Below are 22,473 nucleotides of genomic sequence, written 5' to 3' on the forward strand. Positions count from 1 at the left end.
TCGAAGGGACCGAAGCTCAGGTCTTGTCGTGGTGCTATTAGCGGGGACTTCCCTTTAAACTTCTAAGGCGCAACCTGTTGCCGCAGGAAGGCTTGCACCGCGATCGCCGTTGGCTGGGCGGCAATGGCACCAGCCTGGGTGGTCGTCAGGGCACCCACACTATTGGCATAGGCGACTGTGGCCCGGATATCCTCAGCGGTGGTCAGGCATTGGCCCTGGCTTTGGTAAAGTTGGTGGATAAACCCGGCCACAAAGCCATCCCCCGCCCCGGTGGTATCGACTACGGGGACGCTGAAAGCCGGATAGTCATCCTGGTGGCCGTGAATCCAGTACCGACACCCCTGCTCCCCCTGGGTGAGCAAAACCCCCTGTAGATTTGGCAATTGCTCGGCGATCGCGGCGGGATTGTCGGTTTGGTATAACCAAGCCGCCTCTTCCTCCGCTAGCTTCAGGAAGGTTACTTGGGCGATTGCGGCGCGGATGAGGGGCACGGCGGCTTGGGGGTTGGGCCAAAACTGGGGTCGCCAATTGACGTCCATCAGCACCGTTAGCTGGTGCGCTTGGGCGAGTTCCAGGGCACGCAGAACTGCTTGGCGACTGTCGGGATAGGCCAGCATGAGGGTTCCCAGGACCAGGTATTGCGCCTGAGCAAAAAGGGACACGGGCAGGGACTCCGCTTGTAGGGCCGTATCCGCAAAGTCTGTGGTCGCGTAAGCGTCGCCAAACCCCGCAAATTGACGATCGCCCGCCTGCGATCGCAGGACATACACCTGACGCGTGGGTCGAGTGGGGTGACGCTGGACTCCGGTTAGATCCACCCCGGCGGTGGTCAGGATTTGCACTAAAACTTCCCCACCCACATCGGCACCAATACAGCCCACAAAACCAGCGGGCGTTCCCAACTTGACTAAACCAGAGGCCACATTCGCCGGTGCGCCCCCCGCATAGGCCGTCCAGCTTGTCACCGCCGACAGGGCCACACCGGGCTGATCAGCCAGGTAATCAAAGAGCACTTCACCCAGACAAAGAACGGGGGGATAGGACAAAACCAGCTTACTCCTGCGGGGAAGATCAGGGGGAAGGGGGGCTAGCGCTTAGGAGGTTTCTCGGTTGTGGGCACGTTGAGCCAGAACGGCCTGACGAAACCCCAACACGATCAGAATATTAGCCAGGGTGAGAAAGACCTCAGCACTGCCATGTAACCAGTCTACGTTCGCCAGGGCTTGCTGGTAGACCACCCTGGCGTAAATCCCCGCCGGAATGGTCACGCCGACAAAAACCAGTGTGGTATAAAACCCAATTAACGCTAAACGGGGAGCCTGTCGCGATCGGGTCAAAAACCAGAGAAATCCCAGGTAGGGAAACAGGGAAAGGGCAAATAAAGTGTCCTTAGAAGGCAGGGATATGTGGGCAAGGAGTAAGCTCCCAGACCAGGAGACCAGGGGCAGGGGATCTGGCAGCAGCCCAGGGCTGATCAGGTTTGGGACCACGACGGTCATGGTTTTAACTCCGGCTGACGATTTTTCCAGAGAACCCAAGCCGCCACCATGAGGGCCACATTCCCTAGGACGGTGGTGCTGGCCTGGAGGGTAACCAACCATTCCAGGGTAGGGGTATTGTCAAAAAAATGCCAGGTACAGGCACACATTGCACTCACAAGCGCAGGCAGCATGGCCAGGGACAGGAGTCGCCAAGCCCGATTGCCGCTGAGGTCGGCGTATAACCAAATGAGCCAGATGGCGGCAGTCCATTCAATCACGCTTGAGATATGAATAATCCAAGTGGGGATGGAAAGTACATGCATAAGCACACAATAACCACACGATTGGGATGCTAGAGGCAATCTTCCCAGTGTATCGCTAGGGTGTTAGGGTTGTGCAAATCCCTGCACTGGGTCGGCGCTTTTTAGACGGATTGACTAGGAATTGACGCACGCTGGAGTATTTCCTAGATGCCTATCCCCATCGGCAAGCGTGGGGGCAACCATTTGGAGCAGCAGGACAGTTGGCGGGCTACAACACCGTCACCCAAGGTTATAGCGAGGGCATTACCCAACCTGAAAAAAATCCTGGCCCTGCGCTTGGGGTAAGATGATTCGCCCAACGCCCGTGGTAGAGTCTCTGGGTGGCTGCGCCTTCTGGACGATCGCGCAGTCTGGATAATGACTCAATAAGAGACGACGCATTTTAGAGAGGTGCAACATGACGACGACTGACCCTGTGGTCTTAATGAAACAAGCCGTGGGTAAAGCCGCTGCCGATCGTGTCCAGTCGGGCATGGTGGTGGGGTTGGGCACGGGTTCGACGACCGCCTACGCCATTCAATACATTGGTGAGCGTTTGCGGGGGGGGGATCTCCAGGATATTAAAGGCATTCCCACCTCTTTCCAGGCGATCGTATTGGCAAAACAATACGGTATCCCCCTGACAACCTTGGATGAGGTGGACAAAATTGATCTGGCGATCGATGGGGCGGATGAGGTCGATCCCAACAAAAACCTGATCAAGGGGGGCGGGGCGGCCCATACCCGCGAAAAGATTGTTGATGCCCTAGCGGAGTATTTTATTGTGGTGGTGGACAGCACTAAGATTGTCGATCGCCTGGGTTCCACCTTCCTGCTGCCCGTGGAAGTGTTACCCCTCGCCATGACCCCCGTGATGCGGGCGATTACCCAATTGGGGGGCAAGCCAGAACTGCGGATGGGGGTGAAGAAGGCTGGCCCCGTAATTACTGATCAGGGGAACTTTGTCATTGATGTTAAGTTCGATCGTATTGATGACCCGGCGGCCCTGGAAAAGGCGTTAAACAATATCCCTGGGGTATTAGAAAATGGCTTGTTTGTGGGCGTGACTGACCTGGTGTTAATTGGTGAGGTCAAAGACGGCCAACCGATCGTGCGAGAAATGTAATCGCCGCGTCAATCAAAAGGGACAGGTTGACCGAAAAGACGGGATACAAGCCCCGTCCTTGACCCTGCCTGTGGCCACACAGACATCTCGGTGAACCTGTCCCCACAGGGAAGGCGTTGTTTTTGGGTATAACCCACAGATACAAGCTAGTGCAGCCCATCATTACATAATTAACGATGCAACGTTTGTCGTTCAGGCTTTAGCCTGCAATGCCTCAAGTCGTGACACCAACGTTGCAAAAGTTTATGTTGACTGTACTACAGCACTTCCATACTTGGTGAGGTACAGACAAGGGGCTTAAGCCCCTTGTTTACAAGGCTTGACCGTACTTCATGAGAGAGGGAACGGCTGTAGTGCTCTGCCATGCCTAAAGTGATGGGTTGCAGATAGGTTCCAAGACCCTTCGATAGACTCAGGATAAACAGGACTTATCCGTTTTCCCTAGGGAGACGCTACGCGAACGGACTGAGCCGGTCGTAGCCCTAATCTTCAGCTTGATGCGGCCCTCGGCCCTACTTGTTGGGTTGGGGTGTCATCCGCAGATAGGGCTTGATTTCCGTTACGCCCTTCGGGAACTTCTGCTTGGCCTCATCCGTGGGAATCGACGGAGCCACCACGACATCGTCGCCATCCTTCCAATTCACCGGTGTTGCAACGCTGTACTTATCCGTCAGTTGTAGCGAATCAATCACCCGCAGGATTTCCTCAAAGTTACGACCCGTGCTGGGAGGATAGGTAATCGTCAGGCGCAGCTTGTGTTCAGGATCAATCACAAATACCGTCCGCACCGTCAGCTTGGCATTCGCATTGGGATGGATCATGCCATACAGGTCAGAAACCTTCTTATCCGCATCCGCCAGGATGGGGTAATTCACCGTGGTGTTTTGGGTTTCGTTGATGTCGCCAATCCAGCCCTTGTGCGACTCGACATCATCCACACTGAGGGCGATGACCTTGACATTCCGCTTCTCGAATTCCGGCATCAACTTGGCTACTTCGCCCAATTCGGTGGTGCAAACGGGGGTATAGTCCGCCGGGTGTGAAAAGAGGACGACCCAGCTATCGCCTGCCCAGTCGTAGAGGTTGATTTCGCCAACATTAGAAGCTTGGGTGAAGTTGGGAACAACGTCACCGAGTTGAAGAGCCATAGTTGTTTTCCTACTAAATACTTCAGAGTTCAATCGAGTCTACCTAGCCATCTTGCCACATACCCCAGTTTCCCCGTCGGATTTTAGATGTTTCTTAATGCGGACTTCCCCCTACCCCCTAACTCGGTGATTGCCCCCGTTGGTCAGCCTGCGCCACGCCCGGTGGTATTTCTCCAGCCGCTCTAAATCCTTGGGGTTGAGTTGGCCCAGCCGCTGGAGATTCATATTGTCTTCCAGGTCGGCGATCTTCACTTGCCGCGCGATCGGGTTTTGGCTGATCCGATCGATGAAGGCATCGTAGCTTTCTAGCGATCGGCGGGTTAGGCAGTCAACCGCCGCCAACACCGCTTCCGGGAAACCCGCGTCCCGTAACTGTTCTAGGGTCCAACCCGTATCCTCAACTACGTCATGCAGGACGGCAGCCATCATCGCCGTCTCCGAGTCCATCCCCAGCAGTAGCCGCAGGGGATGGAGCAGGTAGGGCGCCCCCGCCTTATCGTGTTGGTCCCGGTGGGCCAGGGCCGCGATCGCGACGGCATCCGCCAGGGTGGCGATTTTTTGGGGGGGTGTTTGAGTCATCGTCATGAGGCATCGTCATGAGGTCGGTTTCCCCTTGCGCGCGATCGCCCTCCAGCGTCAGGGATGGGCCATGCGGAACGGGGGGCTATTGAATATCTGGTGAATATTATTGAATATCTGGTGAATATCTGGAAGCGCGTCAGGTGGTGTATTCAGCGTTGATTTTCACGTAGTCATAGCTGAGGTCACAGCCCCAGGCCCGTCCATAACCGGGACCACTGCCCACACTCACCTGGATCAGGACCGTATCCGCCACCAGGTAGGCCCCTTCAGCGGCTTGGCGCAGGTATTGGCTAGCGGCATCGCGATCGTAGGGCAAGGGTTGCCCCTGATCCATCATCAAGAAATCCCCCAGTTGAATCCGGAGATGCTCTTGGGCAAAGGGCACCCCCGCCCGTCCTGCCGCCGCCGCAATCCGGCCCCAGTTAGGATCACGGCCAAAAATGGCAGATTTCACCAGGGAGGAACCGACGATCGTCCGGGCAATCTGGTTAGCAGCGGCCTCGGTATCGGTACCCCGCACCTGGACTTCGATCAAACAGGTCGCCCCTTCGCCATCGCGGGCGATCGCCTTGGCTAAATGGGTACACACAGCGGTGAGCATCCCCTCCAGGGTTGCGGCTTCTGGCCCCCCATCGGTAATGGCGGGGGTGCGGGATTGACCATTGGCGAGGGCGAGGACCGTATCGTTGGTGCTGGTGTCGCCATCAACGGTGATCTGGTTAAAGCTGCGATCGACAGCCCGCTGGAGCATCTCCTGCCACAGGTGGGGAGCCACCGCCGCATCACAGGTAATAAAGGACAACATCGTCGCCATATTGGGGTGAATCATCCCCGATCCCTTGGCAATGCCCCCAATGCGCACCGGGCGATCGCCGATCGTCGTTTCCAGGGCGATCGTCTTCGGCACCAAATCCGTGGTGGTAATGGCACGGGCGGCAGCATCCGATCCCGTGGCTGAGGCGGCAGCAACCAGTTGCGGAATCCCCGCCCGGAGAATATCCATCTTGATCCGCTGGCCAATCACCCCCGTCGAAGCCACTAACACCGACTCCGGGGGAATGTGCAGGGCTTCGGCCACCCATTTCGCACTTTCGACTGCATCCTCCCAGCCCTGGGTACCCGTTGCCGCATTGGCCTGTCCGGCGTTGCAGAGAATGGCACGGGCACTGGCTTTGGCCTGAAGGCGTTGTCGGCAGTAGTCCACACAGGCGGCGCGAACTTGACAGGTGGTAAAGACACCCGCCGCGATCGCGTCACTTTCCGAAAAAATCAGGGCCAAGTCTGGTTGTCCGGAGGGCTTTAAGCCTGCGGTAATGCCAGCAGCCTGATATCCTTTGGGAGCCGTAACGCCCCCGGAAATTTCCCGCCATTCTGCCATAGTGCTGTCAACCTTTGCGGAGGTTTGGAGGTTTACCGCATCCTGTGCTGACGAGGGATTGCGGGGCCAGTTGTTGGCGAACCCAGAACCCACAGCAACATGAAGCTGCGTTATTATAGCAAGTCTGCTTGGCGACCCTGGGCAGGCGACCCGAACCCCCACAGTTAGCGGCGCGATCGGGGTCCCCCGCCGCCCCGCAGGCAGAATCCTGGGCCTCTCCACAAAAACTTCACTACCCAACGATATAAAAAAGGAGAGCCACCTCGGTGACTCCCCCAATCATCAGGGTGCATTTACATATCACATTATTACACGATGGGGGTGAGGGGTGCTACCCCCCAGGGAAGATTTTTTAAGTAATTTCGCTGCCAAGGGTATGGACACTAGGGTCGGTGGCTCTATAGCACATTATTACATTTAGGTAGTGAAGGGTGTTACCCCTTGTTGGAAAGCGTTTTCCGTAGCCAGTCGGTTTACCCGACAAGGGGTTAAAACGGCGTGGCCGCTGGCGAGGGCTGGTGGTGGTGTCTCTCAAACCGTGATTTTCAGCAGAGCGATGGGAATACTGAGGTCAGGGACCCCGTGGTTTAGCGGGATAGCCCAGTTAGTCATTGCCTGGAAATTGGGGGGCATCACATGGGCCGACTCTCTTGCTTACTCAAACTCAGCCTCATAACGCTGCTGGGCGTGGGGGGGATCGTCTGGTTGCTCAATCTTCCCTATCCGACGATTCGGCGACCGGTGGCCCGTGCGGCCCCGTGGGTGTTGACTCCTAGTTTTATCCGCATGGATTACGACTACCGGCAGGCGATCGCCAATCTTGAACAGGCGGAACAACTCATTAACCAGGCAACCAGTCCCCAGGATTTAGCCCTGGGGGAGCAAAAACTTCAGGCGGCCCAAACGCATCTGGATGCCCTACCGGCCTGGTTCTTAGACTCTGCCCCTCGGCGTGATTGCTCCCTAGTGCAGTGTAGATGGCAATTTACGTTGGATGAGTTTAAGGCAGCTCGGACTCGGGCTGGGCAGCTACAGGCTAAGGTATTCCAAGAAACCAATGCCCAAGCTGTGTTAACGCAGGGGGACCAACAGGTGCGTCAAGCCAAACAAGCCTATCAACAGGCCAGCACCCCGGAAGCTCGCCAACAGGCGATCGCCCAGTGGCAAGCCGGGATCGATCAACTGACCGAGATTCCCCCCACAACCCTAGCGGCCCGCATGGCGCAGCCCAAACTCATCGCCTACAAACGGGATGTGACTGCCCTGTCCGGCGGTGCCCCCGCGACGACGATCACCCGCAGTAATCCCCGCATTGCGGCGGCGGGTGAATTTGCCCGGTTAGCGGCCCAGTCGTCCCAACAGCCTCCCTATACCACCCAGGAATGGCAGGCGATCGTAGAGCTTTGGCAGCAGGCGATCGCTCGCCTCAAAGAAGTTCCGGCTAACGATGCGGGCTATCTGGACGCACAAACCAAACTGGCCGAGTATCAGCGCAATTTAGGGATGATTCAGACGTGGCAACAAGCCGAAAAAGAGTCGGTACAAGCTTTGCAACGGGCTAAGGATCTAACGGCTCAATGGGTTGCAGCGGCGGAACGGGCGAGTGCTGCCCAGCAACAAGGTAGCCTGCAAGCCATCATTAACCAGCTTGAACAAGTGAAACCAGGTACAACTGCTTACGAGGAAGCAACCTTACTGCTGGCCTCTGCCCATAACCGTTTAAAACAACTACAGCAGCAATCCTAAAATCGGAACCCCCCAGCACCCGATCGCGTCACCGAAGAATACTGCCCTAGGGCGGCTTTTAAGCGTGTAGAATAAGACTCTAGCGGCTAGGGTAATCAACCGCTCTAAAAACCCCAGGCTACTTAACGGGTAGCGACTGCACCTTGGCAATTGAATCTAGGGGGTTCTACTTCATTGTTCTAGACCTGCTGGAAGTAGGCAAAAGATTCACGGGGGCTAGACGACTCAGGACTGGGCAATATTGCCAGCCTGCAAACAAACTTTAGAGTAATCTAACTACGGTGGGGCACACCGAAAGTAACGCTTGGGGAGAGACCCACCTCTATTTAGGACTTCGCAAGGAATCCTAGGTAAGTGGACTCGGTGAACCAAGAATCCCCGTGCCTTTAGGCCGGGGAGTGTCAAAATCTGACCTGATCCCCATCCGTTAGCACCCGAACTAATCCATGACCACCGCTCAACGTTGGCCGCGCCCGAGTTTGCTATCGCTACCCATTGCCGCAATCTTGCTGGGTATGGGGGCTGTGACCGGGCAAGCTCAGGAAATCAATGTCCCTGGCCTGGAACCCGTCCCGGAAATCACTAGCCCCAACGAATTACGCCCGCTCTCCCAGGCCAGCAGCCTCCTCAGCCTGGAAGGGGGACGGCGGCTAGTCAATGAGGCCAATAGTGCTGTTGCCGCCCAGAACTACAGCCTCGCCACCACCAAACTGCAAGAAGCCCGTCAGGTCTACAACCAGATCTCTAACTTCTATCAGCAACTCGCGGCGAGCTTCACCGGGATTGACAACCGCATTTCCGCGACCCAACGGCAACGGGCACTGGATACGGCCCAACTGCGCGATGACGCCACGTATCAGTTAGCGATCGTCCACCGTGCCCAAAACCAACCGGAACTGGCCATCCCCCTGTTAATCCAGATTATTCGCAGCCAACAGCCAACCCGCGATTTAGGCACACGGGCCTATCAACAGTTATTTGAATTAGGCTTTGTCGAGCAACCCTTCCCCCGTTCCCCTGAGGGTGAGGAGGCCCCAAGCCGCCCCCTGCCCCAGTCTACCAATCTCTTAAGTTTAGAAGGGGGGCAACGGTTAATGACAGAAGCGACTGGCGCGATCGCTGCCCAGAACTACAGCCTTGCCACCACCAAGCTCCAGGAAGCCCGTCAAGTTTACAACCAGTTGTCCAACTTCTATCAGGATCTCGCTGCCAGCTTTACGGGCATCGACAATGCTATTGCCGCCGCCAACCGTCAGCGGGCCTTAGATACGGCCCAACTGCGGGATGAGGCCACCTATCAACTAGCGATCGTCCACCGCGCCCAGAACCAACCGGAATTGGCGGTACCCCTGTTAGTGCAGATTATCGGCAGTCAACAGCCCACGCGGGATTTGGGTAAACGCGCCTATCAACAGTTATTTGAGTTGGGATTCGCTGATACCACCTTCCCACGTCCCGGTGGCGAGGGTAACGCGTCCCGGCGTTGATGACGCAATCCCATATCCCATCGCTATCCTTTGATAAGCGGGGATCTTTACATTCCAGCCGGTGTTCATTGGTGAGCAAGGAGAGAACAGCATGGTAACCCCCCAGGAAGTCACGGCCATGATCCAGGCGCAACTGCCCGACGCAGAAATCGCCGTGCAAGATCTCACGGGCGGTGGCGATCACTACCAGGTGACGGTGGTTTCTAGCCAATTTGCGGGGAAAGGACTTGTGCAACAGCATCAGATGGTTTACGGCGCACTCCAACAGGCCATGTCTACGGAAGCGATTCATGCCCTGGCCCTCAAGACCTATACCCCCGAAACCTGGGCAATGGCCAGTCGTGCCTCCTAGTCGACTGCCAAGTTTACTTTAGTGGGTTAGGTCAAACGCCGTGTGACTGAATAAAGCCAGTGCACGGGTTGGGTCTCGCCAGCTTGGCCCCAACTGAATAGCCTCCCATTTTAGGGATGAGTGACCAATCGCTATTAATACTGGGGTGAGTCGGTTTAGAATCTTGGGTAACGCAAACACAGACAACACACAGACAACACGCCCTATGACACCAGAACTCAAACAACGGATTGACGACCTTGTGCAGCACAACAAGATCATGGTCTTCATGAAAGGGACTAAATTGATGCCCCAGTGTGGGTTCTCGAATAATGTGGTGCAAATCCTCAATGTGCTGGGTGTGCCCTTTGAAACGATCGATGTTCTCGCCGATCCCGATATCCGTCAGGGCATTAAGGAATACTCTAACTGGCCAACCATCCCCCAGGTCTACATTAACGGTGAGTTTGTGGGTGGCTCCGACATCCTGATTGAGCTATATCAGCAGGGTGAACTCCAGCAAATGGTGGAGGTCGCCTTGGCCTCCTAAGGGCCTTAAGGGCCTGCTAAATAATCGGACAGGGGGCGGCCACCAAGCCCGTGCTTTCCAGGTAGGCCGCTGCCCGGAGCAGCAAGGCTTCCTGGTAGGGGGCAGCAATGATCTGTACCCCGACGGGCAGTTGGTTGGGGGTGAGGATGGGGACGGAAATAATGGGCAGGCCAATAAAGGAGAGGGGTTGGGTGAACAGTCCTAGGTTCGGTCGCACCGGCATGGCCTCACCATCGAGGAGCATGGTGGCTTGACCCAGTAGGGGGGCCGGACAGGGAGTCGTGGGTGCCAGGATGAGGTCCACCGCTTGGAAAATCTCCCGCACCCGATCGCGGTACCATTGGCGGAAGCGCTGGGCTTGCAGGTACCAGTGACCGGGAATGAGTAATCCGGCTAAAAACCGATCGCGGGTCGCCGGATCAAAATCCTGGGGACGCTGCCGAAGATTTTCCGCGTGTAAATTAGCTCCCTCGGTGGCCGTAATCAGGTAGGCCGCCGCCCTAGCCCGGTGGACTTCGGGGAGGGTGACCGAGCGGGTTGCCCCCAGTGCTTGGGCAACCTGGGCAACTGCTGTGAGCACTTGGGGTTCGGCCTGGGCTTGAAAATAGCCCCTAGCGACGGCGATCCGCAGTCCCGCAATCCCTTGGGAGAGTTGGGGCAGGCAGGGGTTCGGGGGCCGCCGGGTACAGACAGGGTCCTGTTCATCTGGTCCCTGGAGTAGATCAAAGCTCAGGGCCAGATCCCGCACCGATCGGGCAAAGGGACCGATATGGTCCAAACTATGGCAAAAGGGGAAAGTGCCTGCCCGTGAGAGGCGGCCATAGGTGGGCTTCAAACCCCAGACGCCGCAGAGGGCTGCCGGAACGCGGATCGAACCATTGGTATCCGACCCCAAACTGAGGGGGACTAAGCCCGCCGCCACCGCCGCTGCCGAGCCGCCAGAAGACCCGCCCGCACTCCGCTGCCGATCGTGGGGGTTGCGTGTAGGACCGTAGTGGGCGTTTTCCGTTACAAACCCGTAGGCGTATTCATCCATATTCAGGGCACCGATCAGGATCGCGCCCGCTTCCTTGAGCCGAGCGACCGCAGTGGCATCTTGGGTGGCCGGGGGCAATTCGGTGTTGATTTTCGATCCTGCTAGGGTGGTCACGCCCGCGATCGCGAACAAATCCTTCACCGCAAAGGGCACCCCTGCCAGGGGACCCGCGTCGTTACCAGCCGCAAGCTGGCGATCTAGGGCGATCGCAGCCGCCAAGGCCCGCTCCCCCAGTTGGGTTGTAAAGCAATTTAAATCCGGGTCGAGGGCTTGGATACGCTCCAGGGTGGCCGTGATGATGGCTTCAGCCGTGACTTGGCGCGATCGTACAGCGGCAGCGATCCCCACCGCATCTCCCTGGATAAGCGTGGTTACCGCATCAGCAACCTGACCCGTCATGGCTGAAACACCGGGGCAATCGCCGCCGTAGTTGGCAGGGGAAAGTCCAGGACTAGTTGGGCGATCGTCGTTATCCGGTCAAAATTCACAATGACCTCCGGTCGGTGCTCCGGTTGGAGGGGCAGATTCAGGACCTGGGCAGCCTGGTCCACATAGGTTTCAATAGCGGCGCAGCCAGTGGGCATAGCGGCAACTCGGTAACAGAGTGTATCGTCTTTCCCTTGATAGGCGATCGCCGTCCATTGGATCGGTAACAATAGGAACGATTCGCCGTGTTCTAAGCTGTTACTTAATCATCCCAGAGCAGTCCACATTTGGACCTTCCCCAGGGAGACTGGGTGCAGCCCTCCTAACGCTCCTCCAAGTTGCCCGATCGTCAGGGCATAGATCATGAGGCAACCCATAGCCGCAATCCCGATCTGCCTAGATAATAAATTGGGTTTACCCTGGGTGTGCGGCTCCCATCGGGTTTCGCCGCTGGTCAGTTCCTTCACTGTCCAGCGCCGTGGACATCCCCTAGCGACTGAACCTCAGCTATCCCAGTCGGATGAAATCTGTGCGCTTGAATTATTGCAACTGCCTGGAGAGCGATGGCCCCTCTGCCTAATCCCAACGAGAATTTGACCAAGACACCGCCCCCTAGCCCGGAGTCGCCCGCCCAGGGCCAAGGCCGATCGTCCCTGGCGCGACGGTTGGGTTTAGGGGTTGGTCTGTTCCTGCTGCTGGCGGCAGGGGGCGGCGCAATGTGGACTTGGCTATTTGTGCGGGATCAGTTGGTCCCGTTGGTACAAACCAGCCTGGGCAATATCCTCAACCGTCCCGTGGCAGTGGGCGAACTAGAGCAATTTGGCCTAACGGGGGTGCGGTTTGGACCATCGGCCATCCCCCCCACGGCCACTGATCCCGATCAGATGACGATCCAGGCGATCGCCGTGGGTTTCAACCCCCTCCAAGCGATCCTTACCCGCACCGTCACCTTTGATATTACGATCATCCAACCCAGTGCGACGGTCGTCCAATCGGAGTCTGGAGAATGGCTAGAGACGGAGCTGACCTTAGGTCCCCCCGGTTTTTTGACCTTTGAAGTGGGCCAAGTCCGCCTCCAGGATGGAACCCTCACCCTGGTTCCCCAGCCTGCCTCACCCCAGCTTTCCCCTACCCCCGTTGTCCTGAGCCATCTCCAAGCGGAGGCTGCCCTCCGTAAACTGGCTGCCTTCCCTGACCAAGCGGACGAGGGCAATGTCCCCCAACACCTGCGTTTCCAAGCCCAGGGGCGTACGGCCTCCGATGGCCTCCTGCAAGCGACGGGGGAAGTGACTCTACCCGGTCCCGATGTAACACCGGCGTATACCGTCACCGCCGCCGTGCGATCGCTCACTGTCACCGATGTCAGCCCCCTGGTGACGATGCCCCTCCAGCTTCAGCACGGTCAGGTGGAGGGGCAGGTCACGATCGCGAGCCAACCCGATAGCCGTTTACCCCACCTCGAGGGCAGTGTTCGGTTGCAAGATGTGGTGGGTACGATCGCGCCGGTCCCCCAGCCCGTGTCCATTACCAGTGGCCAGATCCGGGTCAAAGGCTCCCAACTCAGTTTCCACAAGCTGGACGGCAAGTATGGGGCGGTACCGGTACAGGTCAACGGTAAGCTCGATCTTCATGGCGACTACGATCTACGGGCTGAAATCCCTGCTATTGCGATCGCCACCGCCCTGAAAACGGCCCAGGTTGCCCCCCTGCCCGTGGGGATTGAGGGGACTGCGCAAGCCACGGTAACGATAACGGGGCCGCTCCTACAACCCGTGATTGCCGGCGCGATCGCGACTACCCAGCCCACTCGGGTCGATCGCGTTGTCTTTGAGCAGATCAGCGGTAGTTTTAAGCTCAATGGTCCCAATCTCCTGCTGTCGGATCTTAAAGCAAAGCCATTGGTGGGGGGGACGATCGCGGGACAGGGGCAGGTAAAACTGACCGATCCCCAGGGAATGGTTCTGGATTTGACGGCCCAGGATATCCCCGCCGATACCTTTGCCCGTCTCTACGGCAGTCCCGCCCTGCCCTTCAACCTGGGGCCAATGATGGCCCAGATTCAAGTGTTTGGCCCCCTGGCCCAGGTGCAAACGGTGGTCAACTGGCAGGCCCCCCAAGCGACCTATCCGGCCCAAGGGGCGTTGACGATCGCAGGGGGGGTAATTCGGCTCCAAAAGGCCCTGGCTCAAATTGACGGCGGACAACTGGCGGTGCAAGCGGAGATTGCCAATGGCCGCTGGCAGGCGATTGTGGATGGCCAGCAATTGCCCCTGGCCCGACTCCAACCGACCAATGGGGATCTGGCCCTACAAGGGGTCCTGGAGGGGCAGATCCAACTGGCTGGGAGCCTGGAAGCCGCAGGCTTAGCGACCACCCAGGCCACGGCCCAATTGCAACTGCCCCAGGGCGTTACGATCCAGCGCCCCCAAGGGGCGACGCAAGTTTCGCAGCCCATTACCGCGCAGTTGGCTTGGGATGGGGAACAGGTCCTTGTGCAAACGGTTAACGCGGGCCAAATTCAAGCCAATGGCACCCTCCAGGTGGATACCCGTTCGGCAGCCACGCCGAGTATTCAAAACTTGACCCTGAATCTGGCGGTCGATCGCTACGATTTGCAAACCCTGCAAGCCTGGTTGCCCGCTACCCTCCCGGTGCCGGTGGAAACAACGGGTTGGGCCAGCTTTTCCGGCCAACTCCGGGGTACCCCTAGCCAGCTTGCCCTAGTGGGCGATCTCCAGCTAGAGCAACTGGTCGTCAACCAGTGGACCTTTGCCCCCCGTTTGGCTGGCCCGATCCACTTTGCCCCCGATCAGGGCTTGGAGTTGGCCTTGCGGGGCGATCAGGATCAGATCCAATTGACCCTCACGCCAGACTATCGCCCCAGTACCTTCCTGATCCAGCGCCAGGACACCCACCTGGCCGGTACCCCCCTGGGGGATGATACACTCCGGGTGACCCTGGCCAATTTACCCCTGGGGATTTTTAACTTTACGCCCGCCGCTGCCATTGGGCTAGGGGCCATGACTGGCTCTGCTTCCGGAGAGGCGATCCTGAACCTGCACCAGTGGGAAACCACGGGCACGATCGCGATCGCTGACCCTGCCCTGGGCTATCTTCAGGCCGATGCCTTCCGGGGAGAGTTTCGCTATGGGAATGGCGTCGCTTCATTGCAAAATGGGGTCTTGACCGAGGGCCAAACCCAGGTTCAGGTCACGGCCCACTTCAATCCTGCCGAACCAGCCCCCTTTCAGGCTAATATCCACGTTCCTGATGCCCGCACCCAGGACCTGCTGCGGATGCTCCAGTGGTTTGAGCTTAGTGATATTGGCCGGGGCTTCCGTCCGCCCGACTATGTGAGCGCGGCCACCGTGCGCCCGGTGCCGATCGAGGCCAGCCAGATGTCGATTCTGGCGCAAATGCAGCGTCTGGCCGAGTTACAGGTTCTCCAGGAACAGCAAGCGGCGGCATTGGCGGCGCAACCGTTGCCCCCCCTAATTGAACTGAATGGCCACTTCCGGGGGGATATCCACCTGGCCGGGTCCCTGGCAACGGGACCCACGATCGACTTTCAGTTTCAGGGGGCGGATTGGCAGTGGGGGAACTACACGGCAGATGAGGTCTTGGTCCAGGGCAAATTTGCCGATGGGGTGGTGAGCTTCCTACCGATTCGGTTGACCGCAGATGAAGCCCTTTTGACCTTCACGGGCCAATTGGGGATAACGGGCCAAAGTGGCCAGTTCCGGGCGGAAAATATCCCAATTGATCTGGTGCGCGCTGCGATCGCCCTGCCGTTTGACATGACAGGTCAATTGAATGCCCAGGCCGCGATCGCGGGTACCCTGGCCAATCCCCAGGCACGCGGGGAAATGACCCTGGTGAATGGCACGCTCAATCAAGCTCCGATCGAACAGGCCCTAGGGAGTTTTAGCTATGCCGACGCCCGCCTCGACTTTGGGGCCACAATGGCCATGACGGGACCCGATCCCATCCAGGTGATCGGCAGCATTCCCTATCAACTGCCCTTTGCAAGCACGGCTCCCAATAGCGATGAAATTAAACTGGATGTGGATGTCCAGGATAGTGGCTTGGCCCTGCTGAATGTCCTGTCGCGATCGCAGCTGAACCTCGTGGCGGGGCAGGGTAACCTCAACCTCCAGGTGCGCGGCACCCTGGCTGACCCGATCGCGACGGGGAGTGCGACCTTGGAAGCGGTGACCCTCACCTCAGCGGCGCTACCGGAGCCGATTACCGATGTTCACGGGACAGCAACGTTTGATCGCGATCGTATTCGGGTTGAAACCCTGAAAGGCCGCTTTGGCGGGGGACAAATCCTGGCGCAAGGGGTGATCCCGATTGCCCATCCCCTCCCGGAAACCGATCCCGACTGGGAAAATCCAGTGACGATAGATCTCCAGCGGTTGCGGCTGAAGCTACAACCCTATGAAGGCGATCTCACGGGACAAGTTCAGGTGACGGGTAGTGCCTTTACCCCTGCCCTCGAAGGGGAACTGACCCTAGCCGATGGGCAAATCCGGCTGGTTGCCCCCACCGAGTCACCCCTATCAACTTCAGTAGCAGCCACCCCGGCAGTCGCCACAACCCGTTTGGGCCAGCCGCCGCCCCAATCCCCGATCGCTTTAAATAACCTTCAGATTTCCCTGGGTCGCAATATTCAGATTGTGCGGCAGCCCCTATTGAACTTTGTTGCCACGGGGGACCTTACGATTAACGGTAACCTAACAGATATTGAACCCAGCGGGACAATTCGGTTGCGCAGTGGCCAAGTCAACCTTTTTACAACCGAATTTGTGTTGGCCCGCAGCCGTGACAATACGGCGACCTTCAGTCCTGATCAGGGGCTTGATCCGTATCTGGATATTCAATTAACGACGATCGTACCGGAGGTGACTCGGACGCCCATTCCCACATCTACAGTGCCAGAGGTCAACGATGCCCCGGCTACTAACCTGGGGGCATTGCGGACTATCCGAGTCCAGGCCCAAGTGATGGGATTAGCCAGTGAGCTAGCCGATACCAGCGGCGACTCGGAAATTTTGACCCTGACCAGTACTCCCCTGCGCAATGAGGCGGAAATTGTGGCGCTCCTGGGGGGGAGTTTTATCAATTCGATCGCGCAAGGGGAAAGTAGTTTAGTCTTGGCTAATTTAGCAGGGTCAGCCCTGCTCACGAATATCCAATCCCAAATTGGAAATGCCCTGGGCCTAACGGATTTCCGGCTTTTCCCCGTCCTTACCCCCAATCGGGAATCACGAAGTAGTACTCTTGGCCTAGGGGCAGAGATTGGGATCGAGTTACCGGGTAATCTTTCGATTTCTGCCCTGCGGGTTTTAACAGACGATCAAATTGGCCAGTTTAGCCTCCGCTATCGGATCAACGATGAGATGTTGTTCCGGGGTTCGACGGATTTGTCGGGCAATAGTCAGGCGTTGTTGGAGTATGAATCGCGATTTTAGGAGAGGTACGATACCGTTTGCGAATTCGCCAATAGTCTGGGACTTCTGGCCTAGTTGATTGTCCTACTCACGGGGGTAAGCACCTTGATAAATTGCTTGCCCACCCATCGCCACAGCCCCACAAGCCTGATTACGCCTCAATCCTATTCCCGACTCCCCACCCCTGACTCCTGGGCAGGCATCTGGCTATGCGATCGCACGGTGAACGCTTGAAACGCATGTTCCACGCCCTTGAGGTGTAACGCATGGCCCTGGAGAAGATCACTAGAATCGAGAAAGCCCGCCACCCGCGCCGAGACCAAAATCGTTCCGGGTGTCGCCGCCTCCTGGAGCCGCGCCGCAATATTGACCGCCGGCCCGATCGCTGTATAGTCTGCCCGCACCGCACTGCCGAACATCCCCACCACCACACTCCCCTGGTGAATGCCACACCGGAACTGGATCGACCCGATCCCCTGGCTCACCCACCGCTCATTCAAAGCCAGGAGGTTGGCCTGCATTTGCCGTGCCGTTGCGATCGCGCAGCGGGCCTGTTCCGCCGCAGGCAACTCCTCCGGTGCCCCAAATAGGGCCAAAATGCCATCCCCTAGGAACTTATCCACCGTTCCCCGGTTGGCAAAAATGGCCTCCACCATGCCCTCCAGATATTCATTCAGCAACGCCGCCACCCGCCGCGACTTCAGCCGACCCGCCAACCGGGTAAAGCCGACAATATCACTAAATAAAATCGTCACCAACCGGGGTTCTGGACTCAAATCCAGCGACAAATCGCCAACAGCGGCCTTTTTGACCAGGGAGGCAGGCAAGAACCGCCGCAGGACCGATTCCGTTAGGTAGGTATTGAGTTCGGCCACCCGTTGATACAACCGGGACTGTTGCACCGCGATCGCCGCCTGGGTTGCCACCGCCAGCGCCAATTCCACCTCGCTAGGTAGCCAATGCCGGGGCGATGCCACCTGCCGTAGGGAAATACTGCCAATAATCTTGCCATCCGTGACGAGGGGGACAATCAACAACGATCGGGTTTGGGGATGGGGCACCATGTCCGGCAACTGGAACTCCGGATGTTTCTGCACATCATCGATCACCACCGGTTCCTGGTGGAGCAGCAACTCCTGAAGGGCGGGATTACTTTCGATCGGCACACTGGATTGGGGCAAGGACGAAGACACGGGGCGGGCGGTAGCCGTGTTAGCCAGCCGTTCCTCCCATTGCCGATGATTGATTGCCATCAAGCGTTCATCCTCTGACTGCGGATACCCAATGCCCACCTCACCCAGTTCCCCCGTGGCCAGGGGTGAGATCCGATGGGTTGATGCCGAGGCCACCCCATCCCCAGCCCCTGGGGTAGGTCCACCCACCCCCGACTCCCGTGTATACAACCCCACGCACTGGACAAACTGATCGCCTTCCGACCACAGTGAAAGGGCGCAACTATCCACCCGGAGCGCTTCCCCCAACTGCTGGGTAATGGCCGCAAAAATTTGTTGGGGGTCCAAACTAGAGCGAATGGCTGTCGTAATGGTATTCACCAGCGATTCCCGCTGTGCCAGCGCCCGCACCCGTTCATAGGATTGGGCCTGCGCCAAGGCCAACGCCGCCTGATCGGCAACTGTACTAATCAGCGTGACATCGGCTTCATCCCAAAAGCGCGGCTGGCCACACTGGTGTAACCCCAAAACCGCCATGAGTTCCTGGCGACAGATCAAGGGCACCAACAAACTGGCGTGAATATCCATTGCCTCGTAGATCCGCCGCAACTCCTGGCCCGCTACGGGATCGCCGCCGCTGAGCGGGACCGCCATCTGACACGCCGCCTCTAGTTCATCGAGATTGTGAATCCGTTGGACTTCCCGTGTTGCCCATACGGTTTGTTGTAAGGGTGATTCAGCGATCGCGGGCGGGATGCCGGGAGGGGCTGCTGGCAGGGGATCGAGGAAGGCGGCCTCCAGGGTGGCGAATGTGGTTGCGGCGGATTTCTCCTGCCCCCGCTGATAAAGAAAGGTCTCAGCTTGGAGCTGATTGTCCTGACAAGGGCGCAGTAAACAGTAGTCCACATCAAAGGACTGGCCGACCGCCTCGACGATCGTTTGGAGGATTTGGCGATAATCCAGGGCACTGCGAATCGTATTGGTCAGCGTATTCAGCAGTGACTCCTGGCGCAGGGTTCGGGCTAATTCTTGGGTCCGCGCCCGCAGCACATTGTGGGTATCAACCGCCTGCTTCACTACCCCCTTCAGCTCCTGATCATCCCAGGGCTTGGTGACATACTTAAAGACCCGGCCCGCATTAATGGCATCCACCAGATCCTCCACATCGGTATAGCCCGTGAGGATAATCCGGATCGTATCGGGGTATTTGGTCGCCGTCAGGCTGAGGAACTCTGTCCCACTCATCATCGGCATCCGCTGGTCGGAAATGATCACCGCCACGTTGCCCTCTTGTTCAAGGATTTCCAACGCCTTGGGGCCACTTTCTGCCCGTAATACTTGATACTCACGGCGGAAGGTGCGGTACAGCAAATCCAGGTTGTCAGGCTCATCATCGACAACCAGTAACTTCGGTTTTTGGGTGTTTGCTGGGGACCTCATGCACCGCTCTCCTGCTGCCAGGGCAGTCTTGACTAATCACGTTGCCACCTCCTGTTGCCAGTTTTCAGGGGGAAGGGACTTTAAGGAGGGGAATAGATGTTATTTATCTGAAAAAACGGGTCTGCTCAGGCTGTTATGATCATGGTGAATACACAGAATCGCTAGGGCTAGAAACAAGTTCCCCCGGTTATCGCAGCTTTGCTGGTGCACCCCAGATAAATTTTAATCTGAGTCTTCCCTGACTGGCAGGTGCCATGTGCTCACCCGCCGGCTCACCCACGACGATCGTTAAAACTTGATTTGTTATGACATTCTGGGGTTGAACCCCTCTGTCCGGACAGACCGGGGCGACACCCGGCCTTGCTAGCCACCTCGGTTGGGCACCCATCTTAAAATTGTTCCGAGGCGCAAGAACTCCTTCATTATCATTTAATATTCTGATATCGGTGTCGATCGTAGATCATGCCGGTTAGTTTGAATGCATCCTTTGGAGCATCTTAGGAGGTGTGGGGGATCGGGCACTGACTTGGGGCATTGAGGTTAGCCCTTAGCATACCAACCTTTCCCTCAAGCTGGTGTGACAGAGATCCTTGGCGAGTGACTTAGCGCAATTTCCCACCCATTTTGGGGCCTGCTGAACGATGCGACCTTCTTCCCCACAAGCCGTGCTGCTCGTGGATGGTTATAACATTATTGGTACGTGGCCCAGTCTCCAAGCCTTGCGAGATGGGAAAAATCTGCGATCGGCCCGTCAGCAGCTTGTAGATACTTTGATCAATTATGCAGCGTTCCGGGGCTACGAAACCCAATTAGTGTTTGATGCCCAATATGCGGATGCGGCCCAGGGACGGCATCGACACCACCGCCACGAGAAAATAACCCATACCCTATCGGTCTACTACACCAAGTTTGGGGAAACGGCAGACTCTTTTATTGAGAAGTCCTGCTCCCGCTTTCGGCAGGATATCCGGCGCTTTGAGCAACGGTTGATTGTGGCAACCTCCGATCGTGCCCAGCAGTTAACGGTGGTGGGGTATGGGGCCGAATGTATGTCTGCGGCGCAACTAGCGGCTGATGTTGATCTTGCCCGCCAGCAACAAGCCAGCAAGCAACGGCAAACGCGACGATCGACGAATCGCTTGCTCGCTAACCGCCTTGATCCCCAGGTCCGTCAACATTTGGCCCGTCTGCGCCAGGGTGATGGGGGCTAGTCCTCGGTAATCCGTCGCTGCTGCCAGGGGCTTCGTCGCGGGTGCCAGACCCCTCGGCGATCCGAGGAAACCCCTTTTGCGCCGCCTTGCAGCGATTTAGTATTTTTTTGCCCTTAGCCCTTGCCAAAGGTTCCTACTTGTCGCTAGTATGGATTTCGCACGATCCTCAGTAGCTCAGTGGTAGAGCGGTCGGCTGTTAACCGATTGGTCGTAGGTTCGAATCCTACCTGGGGAGTTAAATTTTGAACAGATTGACCGTCAGGGTCTCATCCCCCATCAGGCGAAATTCAGACCTGCACATAACGGGCACGAGCCGACGATCGCCAACGTAGGAGCAGAACGAGAATCTTCATAGACCTGCCCTCGAACCTGTGGACGGGGTGTCCCCGATTGTCGATGCCCCCTCCCCCTCCCAGCAAGACGCAGCCTGCCCCTACTCGCATCGGGGCAATTGGGACGGATAGGGAGGGAATTGCCTAGGACGACAAGGATTGGGCCTCCGCGATCGCTTGGACATCGGTAGGCAGTTCCAAACAGTAGCCCGCACCGTAAACGGTTTTGATATAACGAGGGTGACGGGGATCGGGTTCGAGTTTGGTGCGCAAGTGGCGGATATGGACCCGAATCGTTTCGATGTCATCATCGGGATCATAGCCCCAAACTTCCTTGAGGATTTCACTAGGGGCCACCGTTTGCCCATGCCGTTGCAGCAGGCAATGGAGAAGTTCAAACTCTAGATGGGTGAGCTTGACGGTTTCTTCAAACCAGATGGCTTCAAAGCGCTCTGGGATGAGGGTAAGGGGACCGTAGTTAAGGATTTCACTGTGTTTGGCGGCTTGGGGGAGGCGATCCGTCCGACGTAACAGTGCCCGAATGCGGGCTAGCATTTCTTCCACTTCAAAGGGCTTGGTCAGGTAGTCATCGGCACCCGCATTAAACCCTTCCACCTTATCCTGGGTTTGATCGAGGGCCGTCAGCATCAGGACCGGAATATCGGCAGTGCGCTCATCCCGGCGCAGGCGTTGACAGACGGTTAACCCATCTACCTTGGGGAGCATCAAATCCAACATGATCAGGTCTGGGACCAATTGCACGGCCAAAGCCTGCCCCTTAATGCCATCATCGGCGCGACTGACATCATAACCAGCCATTTCCAGGTTGACAGCTACGAGTTCTGAAATTGCAGGATCATCATCAATGACCAGTATCCGGGTCATGCCAATTCACTTACCTGTTGCTAGGGTTTACTTGCTCATTCAGAGCTGGGGATGGATAACCGCAAAATACAGCCAATCGCTGGTTTCGCACCAGGGTGATACCCCAGGGCCGTGGCTTAAAGATGCAAATGGCAAGGTCTTGGACTGAGTCGTGCCACCACAGATTGCTGATAGCAGCGGTTCCAAAGATTAGACATGCCTTGAGGGAGTGCCTTAAGTTTTATCACAAACCCTAAATAAAATCTATGCAAAAGTACGGTATGCGTAATTTATATCAAGATTTTTTTCGCTACATTACGGATATTGTGCCCTCGCCGATCACCTGTCCCCTCAGGCAATCGCGCAAGGCGCGATTGCTGAGTTGGCAATAGTCCTGTATCAATTATA

The 22,473-nt window shown here is 57.3% G+C and carries 19 protein-coding genes and 1 tRNA gene; 10 read left to right on the plus strand and 10 right to left on the minus strand.

Features of this window, described 5'->3' with window-relative positions:
- Positions 1-62 precede the first annotated feature (62 nt).
- The 3 genes from ACWIUF_RS13495 to ACWIUF_RS13505 are packed head-to-tail and all read right to left on the minus strand — an operon-like array spanning position 63 to position 1,804.
- Positions 63-1,046: a carbohydrate kinase family protein gene (locus ACWIUF_RS13495; RefSeq protein WP_448572955.1), complete on the minus strand. Its 984-nt coding sequence runs from the start codon at positions 1,044-1,046 to the stop codon at positions 63-65.
- Between the two features lie 48 nt (positions 1,047-1,094).
- Positions 1,095-1,499 carry a DUF3593 domain-containing protein gene (locus tag ACWIUF_RS13500; RefSeq protein ID WP_448572956.1) on the minus strand — a complete coding sequence of 135 codons (405 nt, stop codon included), beginning with the start codon at positions 1,497-1,499 and terminating at the stop codon, positions 1,095-1,097.
- Entirely contained in the window at positions 1,496-1,804 is a 309-nt protein-coding gene (locus ACWIUF_RS13505; RefSeq protein WP_448572957.1) for a DUF2499 domain-containing protein, read from the minus strand. The genes ACWIUF_RS13500 and ACWIUF_RS13505 overlap by 4 nt, the downstream gene beginning before the upstream one ends.
- A gap of 147 nt (positions 1,805-1,951) precedes the next feature.
- Between ACWIUF_RS13505 and ACWIUF_RS13510 the strand changes: the two genes are divergently transcribed.
- Both ACWIUF_RS13510 and rpiA read left to right on the plus strand, forming a co-directional pair.
- Entirely contained in the window at positions 1,952-2,089 is a 138-nt protein-coding gene (locus ACWIUF_RS13510; RefSeq protein WP_448572958.1) for a hypothetical protein, read from the plus strand.
- Between the two features lie 112 nt (positions 2,090-2,201).
- A complete protein-coding gene (gene rpiA, locus ACWIUF_RS13515; protein ID WP_448572959.1) occupies positions 2,202-2,909 on the plus strand; it encodes a ribose-5-phosphate isomerase RpiA in 708 nt (235 codons plus the stop codon).
- A gap of 512 nt (positions 2,910-3,421) precedes the next feature.
- Here rpiA and ACWIUF_RS13520 read toward each other — a convergent pair.
- The 3 genes from ACWIUF_RS13520 to argJ all read right to left on the minus strand — a co-directional run bounded on the left by ACWIUF_RS13520 (position 3,422) and on the right by argJ (position 6,017).
- Positions 3,422-4,057 (minus strand): peroxiredoxin, encoded by a 636-nt coding sequence (locus tag ACWIUF_RS13520; RefSeq protein ID WP_448572960.1) that lies wholly within the window; start codon positions 4,055-4,057, stop codon positions 3,422-3,424.
- A gap of 111 nt (positions 4,058-4,168) precedes the next feature.
- The gene (locus ACWIUF_RS13525) at positions 4,169-4,636 is read right to left on the minus strand and encodes an HD domain-containing protein (protein ID WP_448572961.1); all 468 of its coding nucleotides are present in this window, start codon (positions 4,634-4,636) and stop codon (positions 4,169-4,171) included.
- Between the two features lie 139 nt (positions 4,637-4,775).
- On the minus strand, positions 4,776-6,017 hold the full coding sequence (gene argJ / locus ACWIUF_RS13530; protein ID WP_448572963.1) for a bifunctional ornithine acetyltransferase/N-acetylglutamate synthase: 1,242 nt from the start codon (positions 6,015-6,017) through the stop codon (positions 4,776-4,778).
- Between the two features lie 636 nt (positions 6,018-6,653).
- Here argJ and ACWIUF_RS13535 point away from each other — a divergent pair.
- From ACWIUF_RS13535 to grxD, 4 genes are all read left to right on the plus strand, one after another.
- Entirely contained in the window at positions 6,654-7,763 is a 1,110-nt protein-coding gene (locus ACWIUF_RS13535; protein WP_448572964.1) for a hypothetical protein, read from the plus strand.
- A gap of 446 nt (positions 7,764-8,209) precedes the next feature.
- Positions 8,210-9,250: a hypothetical protein gene (locus ACWIUF_RS13540; RefSeq protein WP_448572965.1), complete on the plus strand. Its 1,041-nt coding sequence runs from the start codon at positions 8,210-8,212 to the stop codon at positions 9,248-9,250.
- A 91-nt stretch (positions 9,251-9,341) separates the two neighbouring features.
- Positions 9,342-9,602: a BolA family protein gene (locus ACWIUF_RS13545; protein WP_448572966.1), complete on the plus strand. Its 261-nt coding sequence runs from the start codon at positions 9,342-9,344 to the stop codon at positions 9,600-9,602.
- Positions 9,603-9,807: 205 nt separating this feature from the next.
- Complete coding sequence (grxD, locus tag ACWIUF_RS13550) at positions 9,808-10,131, plus strand: Grx4 family monothiol glutaredoxin (RefSeq protein ID WP_448572967.1); 324 nt, start codon at positions 9,808-9,810, stop codon at positions 10,129-10,131.
- 16 nt (positions 10,132-10,147) lie between these two features.
- Here the strand turns inward: grxD and ACWIUF_RS13555 are convergent, their stop codons facing one another.
- Together ACWIUF_RS13555 and ACWIUF_RS13560 are read right to left on the minus strand one after the other, a co-directional pair.
- Entirely contained in the window at positions 10,148-11,566 is a 1,419-nt protein-coding gene (locus ACWIUF_RS13555; RefSeq protein WP_448572968.1) for an AtzE family amidohydrolase, read from the minus strand.
- Complete coding sequence (locus ACWIUF_RS13560) at positions 11,563-11,823, minus strand: DUF4089 domain-containing protein (protein ID WP_448572969.1); 261 nt, start codon at positions 11,821-11,823, stop codon at positions 11,563-11,565. Before ACWIUF_RS13560 ends, ACWIUF_RS13555 begins: the two co-directional genes overlap by 4 nt.
- A 333-nt stretch (positions 11,824-12,156) precedes the next feature.
- On the opposite strand from ACWIUF_RS13560, the gene ACWIUF_RS13565 reads away from it, so the two are divergent.
- A complete protein-coding gene (locus ACWIUF_RS13565) occupies positions 12,157-17,067 on the plus strand; it encodes a translocation/assembly module TamB domain-containing protein (protein WP_448572970.1) in 4,911 nt (1,636 codons plus the stop codon).
- A 143-nt stretch (positions 17,068-17,210) separates the two neighbouring features.
- On the opposite strand, the gene ACWIUF_RS13570 is transcribed toward ACWIUF_RS13565, so the two are convergent.
- Positions 17,211-19,658, minus strand: a complete 2,448-nt coding sequence (locus tag ACWIUF_RS13570; protein ID WP_448572971.1) for a GAF domain-containing protein — start codon at positions 19,656-19,658, stop codon at positions 17,211-17,213.
- Positions 19,659-20,299: 641 nt separating this feature from the next.
- Here ACWIUF_RS13570 and ACWIUF_RS13575 point away from each other — a divergent pair.
- Positions 20,300-20,869, plus strand: a complete 570-nt coding sequence (locus tag ACWIUF_RS13575; RefSeq protein WP_448572972.1) for an NYN domain-containing protein — start codon at positions 20,300-20,302, stop codon at positions 20,867-20,869.
- Positions 20,870-21,032: 163 nt separating this feature from the next.
- Positions 21,033-21,104 (plus strand) — tRNA-Asn (locus ACWIUF_RS13580).
- Between the two features lie 241 nt (positions 21,105-21,345).
- Here ACWIUF_RS13580 and ACWIUF_RS13585 read toward each other — a convergent pair.
- Positions 21,346-22,086, minus strand: coding sequence for a response regulator transcription factor (locus ACWIUF_RS13585; protein WP_448572973.1), 741 nt, complete (start codon positions 22,084-22,086; stop codon positions 21,346-21,348).
- Between the two features lie 245 nt (positions 22,087-22,331).
- Here ACWIUF_RS13585 and ACWIUF_RS13590 point away from each other — a divergent pair, with 245 nt between their 5' ends.
- A complete protein-coding gene (locus tag ACWIUF_RS13590; RefSeq protein WP_448572974.1) occupies positions 22,332-22,457 on the plus strand; it encodes a hypothetical protein in 126 nt (41 codons plus the stop codon).
- The last annotated feature ends 16 nt before the right edge of the window (positions 22,458-22,473 follow it).

Source organism: Trichothermofontia sp. (assembly GCF_053493415.1).

Coding starts and splice junctions, on each gene's coding strand:
- ACWIUF_RS13500 (WP_448572956.1), bottom strand. CDS start 1,499: ATGACCGTCGTGGTCCCAAACCTGATCAGCCCTGGGCTGCTGCCAGAT.
- ACWIUF_RS13505 (WP_448572957.1), bottom strand. CDS start 1,804: ATGCATGTACTTTCCATCCCCACTTGGATTATTCATATCTCAAGCGTG.
- ACWIUF_RS13510 (WP_448572958.1), top strand. CDS start 1,952: ATGCCTATCCCCATCGGCAAGCGTGGGGGCAACCATTTGGAGCAGCAG.
- rpiA (WP_448572959.1), top strand. CDS start 2,202: ATGACGACGACTGACCCTGTGGTCTTAATGAAACAAGCCGTGGGTAAA.
- ACWIUF_RS13520 (WP_448572960.1), bottom strand. CDS start 4,057: ATGGCTCTTCAACTCGGTGACGTTGTTCCCAACTTCACCCAAGCTTCT.
- ACWIUF_RS13525 (WP_448572961.1), bottom strand. CDS start 4,636: ATGACTCAAACACCCCCCCAAAAAATCGCCACCCTGGCGGATGCCGTC.
- argJ (WP_448572963.1), bottom strand. CDS start 6,017: ATGGCAGAATGGCGGGAAATTTCCGGGGGCGTTACGGCTCCCAAAGGA.
- ACWIUF_RS13535 (WP_448572964.1), top strand. CDS start 6,654: ATGGGCCGACTCTCTTGCTTACTCAAACTCAGCCTCATAACGCTGCTG.
- ACWIUF_RS13540 (WP_448572965.1), top strand. CDS start 8,210: ATGACCACCGCTCAACGTTGGCCGCGCCCGAGTTTGCTATCGCTACCC.
- ACWIUF_RS13545 (WP_448572966.1), top strand. CDS start 9,342: ATGGTAACCCCCCAGGAAGTCACGGCCATGATCCAGGCGCAACTGCCC.
- grxD (WP_448572967.1), top strand. CDS start 9,808: ATGACACCAGAACTCAAACAACGGATTGACGACCTTGTGCAGCACAAC.
- ACWIUF_RS13555 (WP_448572968.1), bottom strand. CDS start 11,566: ATGACGGGTCAGGTTGCTGATGCGGTAACCACGCTTATCCAGGGAGAT.
- ACWIUF_RS13565 (WP_448572970.1), top strand. CDS start 12,157: ATGGCCCCTCTGCCTAATCCCAACGAGAATTTGACCAAGACACCGCCC.
- ACWIUF_RS13570 (WP_448572971.1), bottom strand. CDS start 19,658: ATGAGGTCCCCAGCAAACACCCAAAAACCGAAGTTACTGGTTGTCGAT.
- ACWIUF_RS13575 (WP_448572972.1), top strand. CDS start 20,300: ATGCGACCTTCTTCCCCACAAGCCGTGCTGCTCGTGGATGGTTATAAC.
- ACWIUF_RS13585 (WP_448572973.1), bottom strand. CDS start 22,086: ATGACCCGGATACTGGTCATTGATGATGATCCTGCAATTTCAGAACTC.
- ACWIUF_RS13590 (WP_448572974.1), top strand. CDS start 22,332: ATGCAAAAGTACGGTATGCGTAATTTATATCAAGATTTTTTTCGCTAC.